General features: G+C 46.2%; 1 protein-coding gene. It reads left to right on the top strand.

What is annotated here, in order from left to right; translation table 11 throughout:
- The coding region (locus H3V12_RS11090; RefSeq protein ID WP_198214712.1) for an autotransporter outer membrane beta-barrel domain-containing protein at positions 1-472 on the top strand (472 nt) is incomplete at both ends.

The raw sequence follows: 472 nt of genomic DNA, 5'->3' as shown, positions 1-472 counted from the left end.
CCGGTAATGGTATTGAGGTTATCACTGTTGGTGGCACTTCTACTGCGGATGCTTTTGCTCTGAAAAGTGATTATCAGTATGAGGGTCAAAATGCTGTTGTTGGAGGGGCTTATGCTTATTCGCTCCATCAAGGAACCGGAAGTGACGGCAGTTGGTACTTACGTACGCTTGATACAACCCATGTTCCTCCGGTAATCCCGGAGGATCCGACAGATCCGGAAATACCTTCAACGCCTGTTATCCCAACGGACCCTTCAAGTCCCGTTTATCAGCCAGGTGTACCTTTATATGAAGTTTACCCACAAGTTCTTCAACAAATGAATAAGCTTGGTACACTGGAACAGCGTGTTGGTAATCGTACATGGCTTGGACAACATGAAAATGGTATTGACGCAGCCGGATTGACAGAAGGTCGTGGTTTTTGGATGAAGGTTGAAGGCTCGGCAAGCCATATCAATTCGGATAAAAGCAA

It is taken from the genome of Bartonella sp. W8167, from assembly GCF_016100335.1.
GTDB lineage: Bacteria > Pseudomonadota > Alphaproteobacteria > Rhizobiales > Rhizobiaceae > Bartonella > Bartonella apis.
The sequence above is the reverse complement of the archived record's forward strand: the minus strand, read 5'-3'. Positions and strand labels throughout refer to the sequence as shown.